The sequence below is a fragment of the uncultured Microbacterium sp. genome (genome assembly GCF_937927635.1).
Taxonomy (GTDB): Bacteria; Actinomycetota; Actinomycetes; order Actinomycetales; family Microbacteriaceae; genus Microbacterium.
The window spans coordinates 21056-35925 of record NZ_CALBRW010000045.1 but is presented as its reverse complement, the minus strand read 5'-3'; the positions used below and the strand labels follow the sequence as shown (position 1 = coordinate 35925).

Genomic DNA, 14870 nt, shown 5'->3' with positions numbered 1-14870 from the left:
GCTCCCGTCATAGGCTCGAGCCATTCAGTACGGCGGCTCATGCTTGCCTCGCCTTCTGGTGTGATCGCCGTGGCGACGGAGCTTCGAGCGGCTGACTGCCCTCGAGCGTGAGGGCATCCTTTGCTGGCGGGGCTGGCGTCTCGATCTGGGCGAGCGCGCCGAAGAGCTCGCGGCTGGCTTCACGAATCCGACGGGCGTTCTTCTGCTTTGGCGCGGGCGGGAGGGCTCGTGCGGAGCACCACTGTGTCGGCACCCCACCGGCGAGCAGGTGCGTGTAGATGTTCCGCAGTGGGAGCGTCTGGAAGTCGTCGGCCGTCAGGAGTGGGGCGAGCCGCGCCATGTCGCTGGCGTCTTTCGCGCCGAGCGGGAAGCAGATCTTGTTGCGGGCGTTGGTGTCAAACCCTTCACGCATCGCATCGGGTAGTTGCTTGCGGTACTGGTGGGCGACGTGCAGGCCGACACCGTAGGAGCGGAACACGCTCATCGCGTCGTCGACCGGTGTGGGCAGGTGCAGGTAGTTCTGTACTTCGTCGATGAAGATCATGCCGGGACGCTTCATTGGGTTCTTCTCTCTCGCCCGCTCTGTGGTGGCGAGGAACAGCTCGGCGACGATCAGCGATCCGAGGAGCTTGGCCGCTCCTGCACCGAGCAATGCGTCGTTGAGGGGGACGAGCACGGTCTTGTGTTCGCGGAAGATGTCGCGCAGGCGGAAGCGTGGTTGGGATTGGCCGAGCACCCGGAGGAGTGGCTTTCGGAGCACGATCTTGCGCAGTTTGTTCAGCGGTGATGCGATGGCGGCGGCGCGTTGGCCGGGGCTCAGGGCTTCGAAGTCCGCCCAGAATGCCGCCAGGGTGGGGTCGTCCTGCACTGCGCCGATGATCGGGCGGCGGAAGGCCGCATCGGTGAACAGACGTGGCAGGTCGATGAGCGTGTACGGCTCCGCTCGCCTCTGCCCTGCGCGGGCAAGGGACAGTAATGCTCCTTGCACGAGGTACTCGGTGCGTGGTCCCCAGCCGTCGTGGAAGACGGCACCAAGTGCGGCGAGGATCCCGTCGACGACGATGTCCGGGTCGCGGTCACCGGCATCGAGCGGATTGAACCCGACCGGTGCCTCCTGATCGGTGGCATCGAGTACAACGATTTGTCCGATGGCCTCTTTGGGGGCGGTCTTCAGGATGCGGTCGATGAGCTGGCTCTTGGGCTCGATGACGCAGCAAGCCCGCCCGGCGGTGATGTCGGAGAGGATCAGGTGCTCGAGCAGGGTCGACTTCCCTGACCCGGTTGGGCCGATGACGACCATATGCTGGAGGCGGCTCTGCGGATCGATCCCGATCGGTCGCTCTGGGCCCGGTGCAGTGCCGATGGCGAATACCGACTCGGTACGGCTGACGATCTCGGGAACGGTCAGGAGTCGCGGATGTACACCTGGGACACCCGGGTAGTCTCGTTCTCCGAGCGGCCAACACAGCAGCGGCACGAGTTCTTTCGCGCTGAGGCGGAGCTTACTGCCGGGGCCGGGCTGGCCGGCCTTCCAGCGATTGGCGGAGTCGCGGATGAGTGACAGCCGGACGCCGGGGCTCTGAAGTGGTTGCAGCGCACCGAACACTTCCCAGATCAGTGCATGGCGACGCTGCGCAACTGCATTCACGCCGATACGGAGCGCGACGTCTACGCGAGCATCGGCAGCGTGGGCGTGCAGGCGCTTCTTCGTGTCGGTCGGCGCGGGGCGGATGCCGTCGAGGAGCTTCGAGCCGAGAGGCTGGAGCGGATCCAGCGGCGTCGCGGTGAGTAGCTGTGGACGGTGAGCCCGACCGAGCACAATCTGGAGTCCGATGACTTCATCGCCACGGCGAGCGGCGAGCGCCTGGTACACGGCAGCGATGACCTGTTCGGGCTCGACGGTGCTGAGGGGCAGGCCGCCAGGACGGGCGGATACTCGGCTGACAGCGGCCACGTCCGGCCGTGTGGCGGGTCCAAACCGGAGCCCTGGCACCAGCCCGCCCAGAAGGCGCTTCAGGCGGCGGACGGCGGTTGGGGCGCAGCCGAACACGGCGCCTACTCCCTCTGGACTGGCGGTCACCTCGAACGTCAGCGGACGCGGCACGTCGCTACCGAGTAGCCGGGTGAGAAGCACCTCGCCGCTCGCCGCATCGAAGGGTCGCGGTACGTAGAGGTGGGTGAACACGAACACGTCAGGCATGATCGTTCTCCTGCGAATCTCTGGACTGTTCCCTGTTCACGCGGGGCGTGTCCTCAGATTGCGCAGCGGCTTCGAGCTGCGCTTGTTCCAGTTCTGCAGACGTGATGATGTGAGCGATGCGCTCGGGCTGAAGCTCGCGGTTGATCTCCGAGAAGACCCTGATGCGACAGCCAGAGGATCGACGCGATCGTCGGTGCTGGTTACGTGATTTGGACATGACGAACCTCCCTCCTTGAAGGGTTGATGTGCACCTCGGGAAAGGCAGATAAAGGGGGTATGCCCACTCGCTGGGGCGTGTTATGAACTCGAACGCAAGGCTTGTCAAGCGTTTTGATGCCCCGATGTTGATTTCACAACGACATAACAGGGGTGAACGTGCTTGAGCTTTCATCGCCCACCCCACCAGTAGCGGTACGCCCACACCGCGGCACACAACATGAGCGCGATGGTGGCGACCAGCAGGATCCAGCCCCAGAACTGCGCGAACAGCTCCAGCGCTACCCACAGGCAGACGATGCCGCCGAGGATGAGCAGGCACGCGCGGAAGAAGCGTTGCACGATGCTGGGCGGCTGTGACTCGGACATCATGCATCCTCCCGTCCTCCGTCGGCCGGCACTGCATGCCGGGTGAAGTCGCTGGGTACCGGGTAGCCGGGGATTGTGACGTCGGAGTCGATCTCGTTACCCCAGACCGACCAGTCCGCGTGACTGTTCGGGCGGCGCCTGGCGAACAGCTCCAGGTACGGGCCGTCGACCAGCCGCTCGATCAGCGGGATCATTTCTTCTGGCTTGTGGGAGTGGCCCTGGCGTGGGAACTGGGCGATCGAGCGCTGCGCGTGGAACTTGAACGGAGCCTTGCCACGAATGCCGTGCAGTAGTAGTTCGTGGGCACCGCGGAAGTAGTTGCCGAGCCCTTGGTAGTACTTGTCCCAGACGAAGTTGCCCATGTACCGGAAGCCCCACGCCTCCATCACATCCAGGGCCTGGGGGAGCGCGGCGTTGGTCGTCCAGAGCAACAGCGTGGAGTTGTCATCCATCAGGTCGGCGACAGGCATGGCCTTGATCCGATCGATGGTCATCAGGTCGTAGTGCTGTGCAGCGCCTCGGGCACCCTTCTGCTGGATGTCCCAGGGAGGGTCTGCGTAGCAGGTCTTGAACTTCTTCTGGCTGCGGAACGTCTCCGAGACGCCCTGGGCGATCTTGGTGGTCATGTGAAGGAACTCCTTTCTCCGGCCCGCTGAGTTTCGGCGAGCGATGGCGAGGACTGGTTATGCGGCATCGATGCGCAGCCGTCAATGTTCTGTTCGCGGTTGTTGTAAAAAGCACGGCAAGTAGTGGTCGGTGCTACCGGGGTGGTCGTGCCCACCGCTGCTGCCAACGGCGGGCACGACCTGACCTCACTCGTCGTCGCAGACGGTCAGGACAACTCCGTGCATCAGGAGCACCACGTGGTGCTTCATGCGCTCATCCTCAGAGTCGTGTGCGTACACGGCGCCTGGGACGTAGAGGTATCTGACCGGCATCTGCTCGAGCATCCGAAGCATGATGGCCAAGCGTTGGTCCGAGTCGCCTGCGGTCGGGCCGACGCCGTAGAGGATGCGCTCGAGCGTGAGTTCGTCTAGTGCGATGTGCTCACGTACGATCCGCTCTTGCTCTTCGGCGCTCTGCCCGCCCAGGTCGTCTGGGGCGCGCGTGTCGTCGATGCTCCGGATCCAGAGGAGCGCGCCGACCATCGCCTCCTCGTTTGCTGGTGTTGATGTCGTGGACATGTCTCCTCCTGCCATGAGGTCTGACAGCCGTAGCGGCTGCCTATTCAGTTGTTTGATTCCTCGCGCGTGGCGAGGTCTTTGCCCGCCTCTACGCCGGCGCTCGGGAGGCGCGCGACCGAGGCGGAAGTCGTGAAGATCGCGGCGGTGGGCGATCAGCCGGATCGCGTGGGCGGGACATCCGAAGTACTGATCGGCGTGCACCGCGTCTTCCGGTGGCCAGCGAGTGCATGAGCGCAGCAGCTGTCAGCCCTGGCGGGCTGTCTGACGCAATGTGCGTGGTGGTGACGTTGTTCAGCCTCGTGAGCCGGTGCGGCGGGCTGGCGTTGAGGACGATGGCGTGGATGAGGCCCGGGAACTTGGCGGCCTCCTCGTAGGGCTGATTCGGGTTCGCGTCCATGAGTTCGAAGTCCGAGAAGATCGTGCAGCGGCAAATGCCACCGTGCTCGCGGGCAAGCTTGTTCGCCGCGGTCATTGCCGGGGTGAGTGCGCTGGATCCGAGTGCATTCCGCGGTTCATGCAGAGCCGCCAGTACCCGCTGACGAGGTGCGGAGCGGTCGAGTCGGTGTGGGCCGGTGACGGCGACCGCCGGGTAGTCGAAATGGATGGTGGCGACCTGCTGGCGCGATGACCTTGACCAATGTGAGAGCAACCGCACGGCCCGGCCCGCTTCGGCATAGCGGTTGCCGACGGGGTCGTTTCCTCCCTGCCCCGTAAGTGAGCCGGAGTCGTCGAAGATGAGAATGTCGAGGGTCGGCCTCAGAGGATCTAGCCCGGGCCAGCGCAGTCGCACTTCCGGAGCCTCGTTGCCTCGGACGGTGCCAAGAGTGCCGCCCACTCCGAGACCCGGGGGCTGCAGAAGCGGGCTCATGAGTGCGCCTCCAGCCGAGGCGTTTGACCGCCGAGCCGAGCAGCGGGCCCGTGTCCAGCGTGGCTAGGGTTGCGTCGCAGGATGCTCCATTTGAAGGAGCGGATGCGCCTCTCAGCAGCCTCCGCACGTGCACGGTGCTCCTCGATGATACTGTTCGCCTGAGCGGTCGATGCGGCAATGGTCTGGATCGCTGGGGTATCGCTGAGCGCGAGGTGCTTGGCGATCGCGCGGTCGTAATCCGCTTCGACGTGATCGAGCAGGTCGGCGACTTCATCCGCTCCCGCGTAGGAGACCAGGAAGGAGCCTCCGGCTACGGCGAGTGAGATACCGCCGAAGATGATGCCGATGACAGGGTCGTCGACGGCTGAGCGGAGTGCGGCGATGCCAACGCCGATCGTCCCGGCCGTACCTGCCGCGACCGTCAGCACCCGCTTCAGTGATCCGCCGACTGGTTCGAGGAACAGATGAGGGAACTCCTGCAGTGCGTCGGACGGCTCATGGACAGCCTGCTGGCGCTGGCGCCGTTGCTCGCGGTCGCGAACCTCGACCCCGATGAGCCCGGCAGCGATTGTCGCGACGGCTGCGCTTACGGCGAGGGCGATCGCGATGGCCGGCAACTCGCCGAGCCAGATCGCGGCGGTGCCGAACCCGGCGATGTCGCCGCAGAGCAGTCCTGCTTTCCCCGCCTGGTACCAACGCTTCGTGTGCCCGGCGCGGCGACGGAACGGAGCCAGCACCTGGGTGGTGCGCTCCAGCCGGGTGCGGGCTCCGTCCACGACGGTGCGGTTGGCAGCCACCAGTGCTTCGGCTTCCGAGGCGGTGAGTTTCAGCCTGGCGGCTTCGATTCGCGACTCACGGGCGGCGCTTGTTGCGGATGCGTCCCACAGATGGCGCTGCTCGACTTGCAGTTCGTCGTACTCGTCCTCGACCCACAGGTGTCCGATAGCTTCCGGGCGCGCGAGGACGTGCGTCTGCTCGGCTTGGGGGAGTGTCACCTTCGCAGCGGTCTCCTCGACCTCGCCAGCGATGACCAGCGGATCCAGTGGCGCAGGGCTGTTTGGTGTGGGCATCGCCCTCACCTGCTCTCGGTCGAGACGTGGCACTGTGCCGCCCCGGTGTTGTGGCAGATGCGCTCCCAGAACGTCGTCAGGTGGGCGATTAGCGACGAGGGGATCTCTCCGCCGGCCTGCTTGCCGATGCCCAGGAGCGAAACGTCGGCGCCGGACAGATCCGGCACGGGCTGCTGATCGGCGAGCTTCGTCGCGGCCTCGGTCGAGGTGAGCTGGGAGATGTCGAAGTCGATGTTCGTGAGGCCATCGGTGAGGAGCACGTTGATTGGTTCGAGATCCGGATACTGCACGTTCGTCTGGCTCAGGAGCGAAAGCATGCCGAGCACATCAGTGCCGTTGCCGGTCAGGCTCTCGAGCGCCGTGTCATACTTCTCCGCGATCCTGGCGCTGGTCTGGTCGGCAAGCTTGCCGGCTTTGCGGAGCTTGGCGTTCTCGGTCGGAGCATCGACCGCCAGGTCGCCATCGAAGAGCGGCACGGTCGCACCGGTGGAGGACGCAAAGAAGAACACGCGCAAGTGCCCACCACAGATCGCAGTTCGGCGCACGTGGTTGTCGACGATGCGGAGGGTGCTCGCCTTCGTCCGTCCGGACTGAAACGTGCTCGTGCCGTCGAGTCCGATCGTCGTCGCAATACGGTTGGACGGACAAGCGGCGGCGATCTGCGTGTCGGAAGCGAGCGTTCCGCCCGAGGCTGTGCCACAGGACGTAAGCGTCAGCGCGGTGGCGAGGACGAGGGCAGCGCTGAGCGCGCGACCGCGTACGGTGGGAGAGGTCATCAGAATGCTCCTTGTTCGTTTCGCATGAGAGGGAGATGCTCAGGTGGCGGAGCGGGCTTCGTTGGCGCGAAGCCCGCTCGTCGTTGGGATGTTGCTTGGTGCCCCGGCTTTCCGGAGATGTTTCGAGCCTAGAAACGCCGAAGAACCGCTTCCGAAAGTCGGAATAAAGTGGGAATCAGCCCCAACAACTGCTGGAGGTAGCCGTGAGACTCGACTGGGACGATGCCGAGTCTCTTCGCGATGAACTGGGGCTTCTGCGCAAGAACGAGGGCTTCATACAGCGGCGTCTGCTGAAGACGCCGATCGTCGACGAAGTCCTTCGCTATTCAGGCGACGACACCTACGAACGCCTCAAGAGCCGCTTCGTATCAGCGATCCACTCACTTGAAGACGAAGACGAGGCGGCGCTTCTGCTGGACGTCTTCGCCTTGAGTTCTGAGACCGAAAAGGTTGGCCGGCTCCAAGCCCGACGCAAGATCCACGGCGACAAAATCGGCCGCGGCATCGACACCGTCGCCGGCCGCGAGGAAGCCGCCCTCACGCACCTGCACTCGCGGCTCGTGGCCGGCACGTATGCTCAATCGCCGCTCGTGCTGCACGTTCCGGAGATGCACGGCGGCATCATCTACGAGCACACCAGCACGCTCGTCGCCATCGAGAATCGTCGCTGGAAAGAGACCCGCGAGTACTACCGATTCGCCAACATGCACGGCGAACTCGACTTCGTGACGGTTTCCCGCTCGTACCGCGGATGGGTGAACCCCGCCGCGGGCGGCGACTTCAAGGTCAACACCCGCGAGGTTCCCGGAGCTGGTTGGAACGATCATTTCTGGCACCTCGATGACGCCAAGACGAAGACCGAGCCGATGTTGCACGGGGAGGTTTATGACCTCCGCTTCAGTGTCACACCTGAAGACGGCGATGACGACGCGCAGCAGCCAGTGAAGCTCGCTAGCCGAGCCTTCCACCAACGTTCACTTCTCGCCTCGATTCAGGTCGGTTTCATCGGGCCGCGACCACGCAGTATCTGGAAGTTCGAGCAGGTCAGCCCGTTCGCGCGCCCGACTGAGGCGAACGAGTACAACAGCCTCAGCCTCGACGAGCGTGGTGTCGGAACACTCCGCCTGCGCGACGTTCACGGTGGGTTGTTCAGCGGCATCGCATGGGACTGGTGACCTTGACGCTTTTTAACTGGCCACTTCCGCTAAGAGATCGAGTCGGTCACTTCTCTATCCGCACCGCGAGGCCAGCCGCGACGAGTTCATCGATCGCGTTCGCGATGTCCTCGGGACTCTCGTATGCGTCGTCGCATGGGTTGACTGGCCTGCCCTGCTCAGCGACGAGCAGTGCGAAGAGCCCTTTCGCCATGAGCGACAGGTTGGGGTCAGCAAGGATGTGATCTGGGATCGTCGCGTCGGACACATCGGCGTGCACCGGCCATAGCCCGGTCACTGCGATCCACTCGCTGTTGGATTCCCCTGTCATAGCTTCACCGTAGTCAACTTCCGGGGTGCTTCGGCGGCACCACTGCGGTTTGCAGATTGCTGAGATTCCACTCGGAGAGGTGCCCGCACTGGGTGAGTTCGTCATCTTCGACAACTCGAAGTACGCCGCGATTCTGGAGTTATCCACAGATTTCCTAGCGAGCAAGATGCTCACGAATTACATCCGTGTAACTCCAACATGGTCGGTCGATGCCGAACATGCCCACAAACGGCCCTAGGCGGTCCCGTGGAGCCCGAAATACTGCACAAGTACTCCACACCCCTATCCACAGGGGTACGTGGCTTACAGGGGCGAATGTCGGAGTGGGTCGGTAGACTGAGAGGACACAAAGCAGGGCCCCGGTCTGATCCCAGAGCGGAGCTCTTCATACGGGACAGGCCGGGGCCATGTTGTCTTTGGATGGACTACTTGACTCTAGACGCTCAGATAGCTCGATGCGACCTCATTTGGGGCTGCGGGGCCTGTCCTCCCTCTCTAGTAGGAAGGAACGCGCTATGGCGAAGGCATCGTCGCGGTCGTCCGGAAAGCCCTCGAAGGCAGCGCTGAGCAAGGCGGGACGGACGCTCGCGTCTGATTCGTCGAGCAAGCCCGCTAAGTCGAAGGCCGGATCGACGCTCGGCAAGGGCTGAGCAACGAGGAGGGTCGGCGATGTATTCGCCGGCCCTCCTTTCAAGTCCTTCGTTTCCGTGAACGTGACGAACCTCTTCTCCATGGCACGCTCCTTCTGCGCAATCGTCCCGAGATGGGATGAGAAGGCAGTGACAACAACATGAACTTCGACTTCAACGAAGACGGTATGCGTCGCGTGGCGGAGAAAGCTGTTGCGAAGTTGGCTGTGCGGCAGACTCAGGATCTGGAGCGGCTGCGCCAGCAGTACACCGGTAGGCCGGTCGCTGAGATCAAGCCAGTTCTCCAGCAGCTTTTCCGCAACTACGACGGCAACATCACCGATCCGGAGCTCTCCGAGTGGGCACAACTGATTTCTGATGGGACGCGCATCGAGATGACTCCCGAGCCGATCGATTGGAGTCTCTGATGACGATCGATCCGGAGTACACCAAGCACCAATTCGTCTATGTCCCCTGGGTCGACGGCAGTGAGATCGACACCGTCACGGCCGGCAAGGCGGTCGGGCTCTACGTGGCGCAGCAGTTCAAGGTGCGCCCGACCATTCTCTGCGCGACGAAGTCCAACGCGAACTATCACGATGAGTTCAAGAAGCTCAACGTAATCACCGAGCGCTCCGGCTACGTCGGCGAGAACGGCGTCGTGATCGCGTGGTGTCCGACGCGCAAGGTGATGCAGAAGCTTTACGACCACAAGAACATTGTCGTGTTGGTGGAATGGCCGGGCACACGGTTCGATGCATGGGCGAAGCTTGTCGGCGCCTACAACGTCGTCACGCGCGAAGTCATGAGCGCGAACCTGAATGAAGTTGCGATCAAGGCACTCGAGGGCATCGTGTGGGAGGGGTACAACGGCTGGTCGAAAGACACGGATCGAATCCTTACTTTGGCCAGGCTCCGTGAGCTCGAGGAGGCGGGCGGCTACGACCGCAACATCGTGCTGCAATATGCGGAGATGAAGCGCCCCTACGGTATCGACCGGCTCATCAAGATCGTCGACGACTTCGAGCGGGCACGTATCACGGCGGCATGAGGGCGAAGCGGCGAGGGCATTGCGAAAGCGTGCCCTCGCCGTCTTGCATGTCTGCGCTTTGCCCTACGCTCGCGGCTATGGCGAAGAATCCACAGCAGCTCAACCAGAAGCAGGTCGATGTACTGACATGGGTCGGCGCCGGATGCCCCACCGACGTCTATACCGAGGGATGGGAACATCGCATCATCGCTCGCGCCTTGGAGCGGCGTGGGCTCGTCAGCGTCGGTGGACGTGGCCCGACCTGGGTTGCCACGATCACGACTGCGGGGCGTGCTTGGTTGGAGTCTCCACCCGCTCCAGGCGAAGTCATCCCAGAGGACTCAGAAGCTGACCGTCTCATCGCAGAAGTGATTGAGGCCGGTGGATCCATACGGCTCAGCGCATCAGAGTACGAAGCTCGGCCGTGGGACAAGCTGGTGCGACTCGCGGTGAGGTCCGCCAAACGTCCGCACGGCAAGCAGCTCGTCATCGAGCGAGTCGGCGGTTGGTACAGCAACGAGCGTGAGATCTGGTTTGGGGAGCGATTCGAGGACTACGTCACGGCGACACCCGTGCCCGTGCCGCAGAGGGTTGGCAAGTACCATCCGGTTGTGAAGAAGTACCTCGGTAACAAGAACGCGCACTACGTCAGTGCAGAGCACTTGACGAGAGCCGGCCACATCCTGCAGGCGATCGCCACCGAGGCGGAGCGTCGGGGCATGAAGGTAGTCGACTCGGACAAGGCCAAGAAGAATCAAGGGCAACCGCCGTTCAAGCGTGAAGCTAAGCATCTCTGGTTGGCTACGACGCTGGGGGAGTACTCCATCATGATCAAGGAGATCCCGGGGTCTGGCGGAGCCAAGCGCAACTACTACACGGACTATCCGAAGGGAACGCCGCGCTGGATACGGGCTCGGCAGACGGAGTTCATCAGCACAGGGAAGCTCGAGCTGATCCTCGATGGGCCACGTACGCAGTACAAGGGTGAGCATTTCCGCGATGCGCGGAGCAAGACGGTCGAGGTCAAGCTGCCCGAGGTCTTCGCCCTCCTGGATAAGTACGTTCTCGAAGCTGAGTGGGCCGAGCGGGAGCGGCAGCGCAAGGAAGCAGAGCGACAAGTGCAGTGGGAAGCCGCCATGGCGAAAGCCAAGCTGGACTATGCCCGGCACGCCCGCTGGGAGCATTTCAAGAATCTTGCGGAGGGCAGCGACGCGCTGCGTGGGTACCGCGTCTTTCTCGAATCCGCTCAGAACGCCGTTGCGGCGCTACCAACTGAGGCGCGGGTGGCCGCAACCGACTACCTGGAGGAGATGCACTCGATCATCGACGAGCTGGATCCCATCGCCTCGCCGAGCCTCATCGTCCCAGTTGTGCCTGACCCGACGCCCGAACAGCTCAAGCCGTTCCTTGGGGCGTGGAGTCCTTATGGGGCGAAATCATGACTCAACTGCTGGGTGCTATGGACGGTGCTACTTCGCGACCCGAAACCCGAGGTTCGCGCCCGAGCCGGACGGCGTGCCGCTCAGAGTGAGCGCAAGCACACCCGCGCCCGAGTCGGCGGTCCAGGTACCACCCCGTAGAAACGCGCGGACGCCCGATTCGTCTGCATTGCTGTAGAGCTGCCCGATACCCTGTGTACTGCTCCAGCCGGAGGCACCGGGGATAGCGCTGGGTCGGCTGGCGCTTGGTAACGTGTGCAAACTAGAGAGGCCAGGGTACTGGCGCCAGGCATAACCAGAGCCACCCGGTTGCGCACCAGAGATGGTGGCGTCGGTCCACTCGTAGACGTTGCCGGCCAAATCCCAGATGACGGCACCGTTGGTCAGGGTCAGGGTGCGACGCTGGTTGCTGCCGGTGGCGTTGCCGGTGCCGTTGTAGCCGTCGCTGTCGTTGGTGGTAGCAGCCAGTGCGTTGGCTGGACTGTTGTCGTTGTGTCCGCTGTAGATGAAGCCACTCCCAACTGCATTGCCGCTCCAGTTGCTCGGCACGCTCAGAACGTTGGCGGCAATCGTCATCCATTCAGCCTCGGTGATGAGGTGGCAGCCCGCGCAGGCAGCGGCCGCAGTCGAGAGCGCAGAGGTCTGTGAGATGGAGACCCACGGCGTACCGGCTGCTTGGCTGGTGGCAACGCCGCCGACGTTCTTGGCTTCATACTTCATGACGCAGAAGCTCTTGGTGCCGAAGGTGCTGTTACCGGGCACCACAATGTAGCCAGCCGGGCAGCTACTGCCATCGTCGAGGGTGGTTGGTGCCATGCCGGTATGCCCTGGGCATGGGCCGGGTGTTGCTTGATTGACTTCGTTCGAGAAGCCGCCAACGCTGCTGCTGATACCCCCGACCGTCACGGTGACGCAGTAGTTGCCGCCAACCTGATTGGGTGTGTACTGATAGCTGGTATCGCCGCTATCCGTGAAGCCGAGCGGTGCAAGTGAGGCTGGGTACTGGTCGCCGTTTTGCAGCGCATAGGCGACGATCTTCTTCCCGGCCTGCTGGGCAGCCGACGAGGCAGCAGACTTCTTGGCATTCTGGGTGATGCCGTTGTACGCGACAATCGTGATGGCTGCCAAGATAGCAATAACGACAATAACAATCAGGAGCTCCACGATGGTGAAGCCGAATTGATCTGAACCGGTGCGTGATGCCTTTCGCGCCATAACTGCCCCTGACTATGAACCATAAGCGCAATCTGTTCAAGACTTCCTCCGCCGTACTATTTACAACAATCGCGAACGGAAGATTGACGTTCAGAATGAGAAGCGCATAATCGCTCTCGTTCCTCATCGGCATGCGGCTTGCAGGAGAACCAGCCAGGTTCGCCGGCCGCTCCCGATGAGGAGGCTCACCATGAGTGAGAACACGAAGGACGAAGTGCCGATGTCGGCCCTCGGGCCTACGCGGACGCTTGCCGTTCGCATCACCGACGGATTGCGGGCGCAGCTGGACGTCATCGCCCAGCTCAACGACCGCTCCGTCACCGAAGAGATCCGAATCGCCCTCGAGACCTGGGTCGAGACCAGCAAGTCCGACCCGAAGGTGCTCCAGCGGGCCGAGACGGTGCGTGCCGAGATCGAACGCGAGGCCAAGACCAAGCAGTCCGCGATCGAGGCCATCTTCGGCGGCACGAACGGGGCTAAGGCCCCTCGTGCCAAGTCAGGTTCGGCCTGACGCCAAGGCTCCCTCTCACTGGAGGAGAGGGGCGGCTGTCCCGAGGATCGAGCGTTACGTGCGCTCTCCTCGGGCAGCTGCCCAATCGATAGGGCCAAACGCCTACGCGCCGGGTACGTACTTCACGCCGGTTGATGGAGCAACTTCGACTATCCAGTCCTCGTGACGAGTGACCTGTGCGCTGAGTGCTATGCGTTCGTCATCGTCTGTATCGATAACGTTAGCGATTCCGTCAAGCGTGGAACGAAGGGAGTCGACGTCATCTTTCGTGGACATCCGAGACTCGAGGTTTCCGAGTCGGGTTTCTACGCCCTCCATGCGGAACTTGACCTGCGAGACGTCATCCTTGGTTGCCATGCGGCTCTCGATACTGCCGAAGCGTTCGTCGATCTTGGCAAACCGTTCGTCCACCTGGCTGAAGCGTTCATCGACTTGTGTCGCAAAGCCATTAAACATCTCCGAGAACTCCACCATTGCTTCTTTCATGGCTGAGGAAACAGCCGTGGTGACTGCGCTGGTTATTGCGTTCTGTAGATCGTCGTTCATATCTGCGCCTCATTATGGGCGCTGTCGCAGACGCCGGGAAGCCGTAGAAAATACAACGCTCCCACCCTCACCTACCCCTCGTTGCTGCCCCGCGGCTTGGAGAGAACCAATCAGTTCTCGGCCGCGACAACAGTAAGGAGGTGGGAACGATGGTTCACGCAATCGTCATCCCACGAGACGGCGGTGGAGATCTGTGGATCGCAGAACTCGCCGGCCTCAAGGACTTCCAAACCGTCATAGGCGGCTGGATCGAGCCGATAGAACTTGACGGCAGTGACACCACGCTCTACGCCAACGGCGGCATCCAGTGCTCACGTGGCCCGTTTAACTCGCGGGCAACGGCGCTGTACTGGTACCACGGTCAACATCGTAACCGTCCGCTCATCCTCGGCGACGTCGTCCTCGTCGGCACCGACCCCGGTGTCACGGAAGCTGCCGAGCCCCGGCTCATCCACGGATTGCTCGCACATCACGAGTTCGTGGTGCAGCTCTGCCCGGACGGACTCACCTGGTGCGACACGTCACTGCGATTCCCGTCCTGGTTCAGCGCGGCCCTGTGGGCCATGGTTATCGACAGCACCCTCCCCGACAGTGTCGGGCTACGAATCGAAGCGCTCGACGACTGTGCCGAGTCTCCCTCCGAGGAGATGCGGTCATGGTGAGCGGTGTGGTTATCCCGGCCGATGCTGAGGAGCGCGTTGAGCGTCGCGACTTCGCATCACTCGAGGACTACCAAGCAGCTGTCGGTGGGCAGATTGAAGCTATCGATCTGCATTCGCTCGGCGTCACCCTCTTCGTTAACGAGGAAGGCATGCTGCAGCGGCTACCGTTCAACTCCCGCGCCTCGTCCCTGTGGTGGTACCACGTCCCCGACGCGCGACACCGCACGATGCTCGTCGGCGACGCTGTCGTCGTCGGGCTACCCGACCGTAACGGCGACAGCACCGATGTCCCAGAGATGGCCACCGACCTTCTCACTGGTTACGGGCCGTGGAAGGTCGAGGTACGCACCGTTGGGGATACGAAGTGGTATAGCAACCAGCTGGTCTACATCGACTACTTCGAGGCAATCACGTGGGCAATGCTCACGCTTGAACGATGGACCGCCGCCGAGGATGTACGCGTTGTCCCTGCTGACCTTGTCAATCCTTCCAGGGTGGCAGGGGGAGCAGCCCCACCCGTCGCCTGACGGAATCAGGCACAACAGGCGACGACCGGCCGGACTACGAGAACTGAGAGTTTCCGTCCGGGATGGTCGTCGCCTATTTCCTTTCGAGGCGCTCAGCGGTCGGCCGGTTCGATCCCGCGTGCTTGCTCGACCCCGAGTGAACG

The 14870-nt window shown here is 62.9% G+C and carries 18 protein-coding genes; 8 read left to right on the top strand and 10 right to left on the bottom strand.

Going from position 1 to position 14870, the window contains the following annotated elements; genetic code table 11:
* Positions 1 to 37 precede the first annotated feature (37 nt).
* Positions 38 to 2200, bottom strand: coding sequence for a hypothetical protein (locus Q0568_RS16540; protein WP_298868501.1), 2163 nt, complete (start codon positions 2198 to 2200; stop codon positions 38 to 40).
* On the opposite strand from Q0568_RS16540, the gene Q0568_RS16535 reads away from it, so the two are divergent.
* On the top strand, positions 2199 to 2408 hold the full coding sequence (locus tag Q0568_RS16535; RefSeq protein WP_298868498.1) for a hypothetical protein: 210 nt from the start codon (positions 2199 to 2201) through the stop codon (positions 2406 to 2408). The two genes, Q0568_RS16540 and Q0568_RS16535, sit on opposite strands and share 2 nt — an antisense overlap.
* Positions 2409 to 2587: 179 nt before the next feature.
* On the opposite strand, the gene Q0568_RS16530 is transcribed toward Q0568_RS16535, so the two are convergent.
* From Q0568_RS16530 to Q0568_RS16510, 5 genes are all read right to left on the bottom strand, one after another.
* Positions 2588 to 2785 carry a hypothetical protein gene (locus Q0568_RS16530; protein WP_298868496.1) on the bottom strand — a complete coding sequence of 66 codons (198 nt, stop codon included), beginning with the start codon at positions 2783 to 2785 and terminating at the stop codon, positions 2588 to 2590.
* Complete coding sequence (locus tag Q0568_RS16525; protein ID WP_298868494.1) at positions 2785 to 3411, bottom strand: MT-A70 family methyltransferase; 627 nt, start codon at positions 3409 to 3411, stop codon at positions 2785 to 2787. The genes Q0568_RS16530 and Q0568_RS16525 overlap by 1 nt, the downstream gene beginning before the upstream one ends.
* 186 nt (positions 3412 to 3597) lie before the next feature.
* A complete protein-coding gene (locus Q0568_RS16520) occupies positions 3598 to 3969 on the bottom strand; it encodes a hypothetical protein (protein ID WP_298868492.1) in 372 nt (123 codons plus the stop codon).
* Between the two features lie 864 nt (positions 3970 to 4833).
* Complete coding sequence (locus Q0568_RS16515; RefSeq protein ID WP_298868490.1) at positions 4834 to 5940, bottom strand: hypothetical protein; 1107 nt, start codon at positions 5938 to 5940, stop codon at positions 4834 to 4836.
* On the bottom strand, positions 5913 to 6683 hold the full coding sequence (locus Q0568_RS16510) for a hypothetical protein (protein ID WP_298868488.1): 771 nt from the start codon (positions 6681 to 6683) through the stop codon (positions 5913 to 5915). The genes Q0568_RS16515 and Q0568_RS16510 overlap by 28 nt, the downstream gene beginning before the upstream one ends.
* Before the next feature lie 203 nt (positions 6684 to 6886).
* On the opposite strand from Q0568_RS16510, the gene Q0568_RS16505 reads away from it, so the two are divergent.
* Positions 6887 to 7858 (top strand): hypothetical protein, encoded by a 972-nt coding sequence (locus Q0568_RS16505; protein WP_298868486.1) that lies wholly within the window; start codon positions 6887 to 6889, stop codon positions 7856 to 7858.
* Between the two features lie 46 nt (positions 7859 to 7904).
* Here the strand turns inward: Q0568_RS16505 and Q0568_RS16500 are convergent, their stop codons facing one another.
* Together Q0568_RS16500 and Q0568_RS16495 are read right to left on the bottom strand one after the other, a co-directional pair.
* A complete protein-coding gene (locus tag Q0568_RS16500) occupies positions 7905 to 8168 on the bottom strand; it encodes a hypothetical protein (RefSeq protein WP_298868484.1) in 264 nt (87 codons plus the stop codon).
* A 463-nt stretch (positions 8169 to 8631) separates the two neighbouring features.
* The gene (locus tag Q0568_RS16495) at positions 8632 to 8901 is read right to left on the bottom strand and encodes a hypothetical protein (RefSeq protein ID WP_298868482.1); all 270 of its coding nucleotides are present in this window, start codon (positions 8899 to 8901) and stop codon (positions 8632 to 8634) included.
* Between the two features lie 57 nt (positions 8902 to 8958).
* Between Q0568_RS16495 and Q0568_RS16490 the strand changes: the two genes are divergently transcribed.
* From Q0568_RS16490 to Q0568_RS16480, 3 genes are all read left to right on the top strand, one after another.
* Positions 8959 to 9225: a hypothetical protein gene (locus Q0568_RS16490; RefSeq protein ID WP_298868480.1), complete on the top strand. Its 267-nt coding sequence runs from the start codon at positions 8959 to 8961 to the stop codon at positions 9223 to 9225.
* Entirely contained in the window at positions 9225 to 9848 is a 624-nt protein-coding gene (locus Q0568_RS16485) for a hypothetical protein (protein WP_298868478.1), read from the top strand. The genes Q0568_RS16490 and Q0568_RS16485 overlap by 1 nt, the downstream gene beginning before the upstream one ends.
* A 77-nt stretch (positions 9849 to 9925) precedes the next feature.
* Positions 9926 to 11269 carry a hypothetical protein gene (locus Q0568_RS16480; protein WP_298868476.1) on the top strand — a complete coding sequence of 448 codons (1344 nt, stop codon included), beginning with the start codon at positions 9926 to 9928 and terminating at the stop codon, positions 11267 to 11269.
* A 27-nt stretch (positions 11270 to 11296) separates the two neighbouring features.
* On the opposite strand, the gene Q0568_RS16475 is transcribed toward Q0568_RS16480, so the two are convergent.
* Entirely contained in the window at positions 11297 to 12481 is a 1185-nt protein-coding gene (locus tag Q0568_RS16475; RefSeq protein WP_298868474.1) for an SUMF1/EgtB/PvdO family nonheme iron enzyme, read from the bottom strand.
* Between the two features lie 190 nt (positions 12482 to 12671).
* Here Q0568_RS16475 and Q0568_RS16470 point away from each other — a divergent pair, with 190 nt between their 5' ends.
* Positions 12672 to 12992 (top strand): hypothetical protein, encoded by a 321-nt coding sequence (locus Q0568_RS16470; RefSeq protein WP_298868472.1) that lies wholly within the window; start codon positions 12672 to 12674, stop codon positions 12990 to 12992.
* A gap of 102 nt (positions 12993 to 13094) precedes the next feature.
* On the opposite strand, the gene Q0568_RS16465 is transcribed toward Q0568_RS16470, so the two are convergent.
* The gene (locus Q0568_RS16465) at positions 13095 to 13538 is read right to left on the bottom strand and encodes a hypothetical protein (protein WP_298868470.1); all 444 of its coding nucleotides are present in this window, start codon (positions 13536 to 13538) and stop codon (positions 13095 to 13097) included.
* 149 nt (positions 13539 to 13687) lie between these two features.
* Between Q0568_RS16465 and Q0568_RS16460 the strand changes: the two genes are divergently transcribed.
* Together Q0568_RS16460 and Q0568_RS16455 are read left to right on the top strand one after the other, a co-directional pair.
* Positions 13688 to 14200, top strand: a complete 513-nt coding sequence (locus Q0568_RS16460) for a hypothetical protein (protein WP_298868468.1) — start codon at positions 13688 to 13690, stop codon at positions 14198 to 14200.
* Positions 14194 to 14727 carry a DUF3846 domain-containing protein gene (locus tag Q0568_RS16455; RefSeq protein WP_298868466.1) on the top strand — a complete coding sequence of 178 codons (534 nt, stop codon included), beginning with the start codon at positions 14194 to 14196 and terminating at the stop codon, positions 14725 to 14727. The genes Q0568_RS16460 and Q0568_RS16455 overlap by 7 nt, the downstream gene beginning before the upstream one ends.
* Positions 14728 to 14870: the final 143 nt, after the last annotated feature.

Coding starts and splice junctions, on each gene's coding strand:
- Q0568_RS16500 (WP_298868484.1), bottom strand. CDS start 8,168: ATGACAGGGGAATCCAACAGCGAGTGGATCGCAGTGACCGGGCTATGG.
- Q0568_RS16460 (WP_298868468.1), top strand. CDS start 13,688: ATGGTTCACGCAATCGTCATCCCACGAGACGGCGGTGGAGATCTGTGG.
- Q0568_RS16455 (WP_298868466.1), top strand. CDS start 14,194: ATGGTGAGCGGTGTGGTTATCCCGGCCGATGCTGAGGAGCGCGTTGAG.
- Q0568_RS16495 (WP_298868482.1), bottom strand. CDS start 8,901: ATGGAGAAGAGGTTCGTCACGTTCACGGAAACGAAGGACTTGAAAGGA.
- Q0568_RS16520 (WP_298868492.1), bottom strand. CDS start 3,969: ATGTCCACGACATCAACACCAGCAAACGAGGAGGCGATGGTCGGCGCG.
- Q0568_RS16475 (WP_298868474.1), bottom strand. CDS start 12,481: ATGGCGCGAAAGGCATCACGCACCGGTTCAGATCAATTCGGCTTCACC.
- Q0568_RS16525 (WP_298868494.1), bottom strand. CDS start 3,411: ATGACCACCAAGATCGCCCAGGGCGTCTCGGAGACGTTCCGCAGCCAG.
- Q0568_RS16535 (WP_298868498.1), top strand. CDS start 2,199: ATGATCGTTCTCCTGCGAATCTCTGGACTGTTCCCTGTTCACGCGGGG.
- Q0568_RS16480 (WP_298868476.1), top strand. CDS start 9,926: ATGGCGAAGAATCCACAGCAGCTCAACCAGAAGCAGGTCGATGTACTG.
- Q0568_RS16465 (WP_298868470.1), bottom strand. CDS start 13,538: ATGAACGACGATCTACAGAACGCAATAACCAGCGCAGTCACCACGGCT.
- Q0568_RS16470 (WP_298868472.1), top strand. CDS start 12,672: ATGAGTGAGAACACGAAGGACGAAGTGCCGATGTCGGCCCTCGGGCCT.
- Q0568_RS16510 (WP_298868488.1), bottom strand. CDS start 6,683: ATGACCTCTCCCACCGTACGCGGTCGCGCGCTCAGCGCTGCCCTCGTC.
- Q0568_RS16540 (WP_298868501.1), bottom strand. CDS start 2,200: ATGCCTGACGTGTTCGTGTTCACCCACCTCTACGTACCGCGACCCTTC.
- Q0568_RS16485 (WP_298868478.1), top strand. CDS start 9,225: ATGACGATCGATCCGGAGTACACCAAGCACCAATTCGTCTATGTCCCC.
- Q0568_RS16490 (WP_298868480.1), top strand. CDS start 8,959: ATGAACTTCGACTTCAACGAAGACGGTATGCGTCGCGTGGCGGAGAAA.
- Q0568_RS16530 (WP_298868496.1), bottom strand. CDS start 2,785: ATGTCCGAGTCACAGCCGCCCAGCATCGTGCAACGCTTCTTCCGCGCG.